The following is a 1,831-nucleotide window of genomic DNA, read 5'->3' on the forward strand; positions in this document are numbered from 1 at the left end:
GAATCAGTTGGTCGATGCTGTGGCCCAGTACACCCTTGAGCCGATCGCCCCTACACACAATCACCTGACTATTGCAGTCCGATGCGTTAGGGTTCATGGCATAGGCTTGCTCAGACAGCTCTTTAGTCGGAGTAATGTCAATGTAGGCAGAGCTAACCAGACCTGATTGATTAGCGGAAATTTTTGGATTCGCAGGAATCACCACATCCCCAGAGGAAATTTCAATCTTGACTTCAACGTTACGGGCACCTTGCTGGAGCTTAACTACTCTGCCGACAGGAACACCGCGATAGCGCACAGGGGTACCGATGATAATACCTTGGGCATTTTCAAATTCAAGGATTATTGGGTAGCTACGACTCCCAGGTGTTATTCCTCGAATCCATAAACCCAAAGCTGCTACTAGACCAACCCCGGTGATAATCAACAAACCTGTGGATCCTTCTCGAACTGCCCGCCTACTCCGCATGGAATCTCCTTATCCTTATCGATAAATTAAAGCTGCTTGATGTCCGTTACGAGGAACCTTTGCCTAGTTTAGACTATCGATTGCTGTATCTTCAGAGTTGATCGTTGCACAGAGTAAAGATTTAGAAGTCTCCAGCCAGGGCAGCAACACAACGATCGCAGAGCAGGGGATGGGCCTCAATAGTGCCTACTGTTGGTGAGTAATTCCAGCAGCGATCGCACTTTGTGCCGTCAGCACGGACAACACCAATGGTCAATCCTTCACTATCAATTGTGTATTGAGTATCAGCTAGACGATCGGCAGCATCTAGAACCTCAACTTGAGAGCTAATCAACAGATAGCGAAGCTCATCCACACCAGCGATCGGTGACGTTGACAATCCCGATGGGGGATTCAGGGCCTGTAGTTGTTGACGTAACTCTGGATCAGGACTGTAGAGCAGAATCTTAGCTTCTAGTGAAGAGCCAATTGCCTTATCGATTCGAGCTTGCTCTAGCACCTTATTGACATCAGCCCGTAAACGCCGCCACCGATCCCACGTTGCATCCAGATGGGGTTGATGCCATTTAGGATCCAAAACTAACCAGCCTGCTTCAAAGACAGACCGATGGGGAGTTTTGTAGGGTAGTGCTTGCCAAATATCTTCTGCCATGTGGCATAGTACAGGCGCAATGGAGCGGGCTAGGTTTTCGAGCACGTAATACATCACTGTTTGGCAACTGCGCCGACGAGCTGCTGCTGGAGCGCTGATGTAGAGACGATCCTTGGCAATATCTAAATAGAAATTGGAAAGGTCAACTACGCAAAAGTTTTGCACCGTTTGGAAGAAGCGGAAAAACTGGAAGCGTTGAAAGGCATCGGTAATATCTGTAAAAACCTCTGTGCTGCGATGGAGCAAGTAACGATCGAGGTCAGGCAACTGCTCGTAAGCAACCAGGTCAGTTTCAGGATTGAAATCATACAAATTACCCAGTAGAAATCGAGCCGTGTTGCGGATTTTACGGTAAACCTCCGCCAGTTGCTTAAGAATAGTCTTGCCAATCAGCACATCCGATGTGTAATCCACTGAAGACACCCATAGGCGCATCACATCAGCTCCGTAGGGGGGGTCTTCCTTCTGGTTCTTGCCGCCATTGATGACAACCATCGGATCCACGATGTTACCCAGAGACTTGCTCATCTTACGGCCCTGCTCGTCTAGGGCAAATCCATGGGTGAGAACAGTTCGGTAGGGAGCATGACCATTCACCGCTACACTGGTAAGTAAACTGGACTGAAACCAACCACGGTGTTGATCAGAGCCTTCTAGGTACATATCAGCCGGGTAGGTAAGGGCAAACGATTGACCTTGGGATCCTTTGT

At 48.7% G+C, this 1,831-nt stretch carries 2 protein-coding genes; both read right to left on the reverse strand.

The features are described 5' to 3' along the window. Window positions 1-469, reverse strand: a 469-nt coding sequence (locus tag NZ772_18300) for an MlaD family protein (protein ID MCS6815508.1), incomplete at its 3' end; no start/stop codon positions are given. 121 nt (window positions 470-590) lie between these two features. Continuing rightward, window positions 591-1,831: class I tRNA ligase family protein (locus tag NZ772_18305; GenBank protein MCS6815509.1), on the reverse strand; the 1,241-nt coding region annotated here is incomplete at its 5' end.

The sequence above is a fragment of the Cyanobacteriota bacterium genome (genome assembly GCA_025054735.1).
Taxonomy (GTDB): Bacteria; Cyanobacteriota; Cyanobacteriia; order SKYG9; family SKYG9; genus SKYG9.